Origin of the sequence: Malonomonas rubra DSM 5091, assembly GCF_900142125.1 — a bacterium.
In the GTDB taxonomy this organism is placed as follows: domain Bacteria; phylum Desulfobacterota; class Desulfuromonadia; order Desulfuromonadales; family Geopsychrobacteraceae; genus Malonomonas; species Malonomonas rubra.
This window is the reverse complement of record NZ_FQZT01000042.1, coordinates 1-1,162: the sequence shown is the minus strand read 5'-3', so window position 1 is coordinate 1,162 and position 1,162 is coordinate 1. Positions and strand designations below refer to the sequence as shown.

Genomic DNA, 1,162 nt, shown 5'->3' with positions numbered 1-1,162 from the left:
AATGGATTTCTGGGAATTTTTTCAATTTTTCTTTTGTGGCTTCTATTGCATTCATATTTTTGCAGCTAACGGTTCATGATAACCGGCGGCGACGAAATGCTCGCACACCACCGCAATTTTAGATTTTGCTTTTCCGTTTTGCACAGACGCATTTTCCGTCCGCGTTGATTAGTTTGTTAGGTGCTTTTCTTTTTTGATTCTATTGCAGTTACGCTTTTCGATTCTTTCAGGATGTTTTCGAGTTCTTCTTTTGTCAAATTTTCTGCGTGGATGATTTTATTGTCATTTGTTGTGATGATGACTTTTCTTGAATTTCGATATTTGATAAACGCAACGATTACTGCCGCTAAGCCTTGCCAGAAACCGTCAGTTTTCAATATTTCGATAATTTCCGCGCAGGCCATTGGTTCCGCTGAACGAACTGCCCGCATTTTATATTGAACTTCTTTTTCGTTTAAAAGGGTGAGGAAAGGGCTGAAGCTATCTTTGAACAAATGTAACTGGATTGATTCCATTTTGCCCCTCCTTATTTTTGCACCTAACGGTTCATGATAACCGGCGGCGCCGCGAAGGTTCGGCCTACCACCACAATTTAGATTTTGTCTTTCGGCCTAAAGCAGAAGCGTTTTCCGTCCGGTTGATTAGTTGGTTAGCTGGCATTCTCTCTGGCTCTTATTGCTAGTTTCCAGTGAATGATGAACAGTATAATGTCGACAAGAATGATAATGCTTTTTTGTACAATTCCTTGTAGCGCTTCCCGTCTTTCTGATTTTATTATTTGACTGTATTCAAATTCACGCTTTTTGGTAAGAACTTCACCTGTTGGAAATGTTTCAGGGGATTCTTTTTTTCTATATTTATATTGATCGCTGAAACAGTCTCTATACGCTTCGTCAGTTTGGTGACATTCATATTTTTGGTTATTTATGGTGAATTCTGGTGCTGACAATTCAACTACATTCCAAAGGGCAAGCCCGAGTGTTATCACGAAACAGGCTACAGTAAAAAAGCATACTGCTAATGCATAAATTTCAAGTATCGTTTTCATCATTATTATTCCTTGCCAGCTAACGGTTCATGATAACCGGCGGCGACGCGAAGGTTCGGCCACCACCGCAATTTTAGATTTTGTTTTTCAATTTAGCGCAGACGCATTTTCCGT

Annotated in this window: 2 protein-coding genes; both read right to left on the bottom strand. The window is 39.8% G+C overall.

Annotated elements, in window-relative coordinates; all coding sequences use genetic code 11:
• Nucleotides 1–176 precede the first annotated feature (176 nt).
• Nucleotides 177–515 carry a hypothetical protein gene (locus tag BUB13_RS18480; RefSeq protein ID WP_072910233.1) on the bottom strand — a complete coding sequence of 113 codons (339 nt, stop codon included), beginning with the start codon at nucleotides 513–515 and terminating at the stop codon, nucleotides 177–179.
• Nucleotides 516–649: 134 nt separating this feature from the next.
• Nucleotides 650–1,051 carry a hypothetical protein gene (locus BUB13_RS18475; protein WP_072910232.1) on the bottom strand — a complete coding sequence of 134 codons (402 nt, stop codon included), beginning with the start codon at nucleotides 1,049–1,051 and terminating at the stop codon, nucleotides 650–652.
• Nucleotides 1,052–1,162 lie beyond the last annotated feature (111 nt).

What these genes read in the sequence shown, in the direction of transcription:
- BUB13_RS18475 (WP_072910232.1), bottom strand. Translation starts at nt 1,051, where the DNA reads ATGATGAAAACGATACTTGAAATTTATGCATTAGCAGTATGCTTTTTT.
- BUB13_RS18480 (WP_072910233.1), bottom strand. Translation starts at nt 515, where the DNA reads ATGGAATCAATCCAGTTACATTTGTTCAAAGATAGCTTCAGCCCTTTC.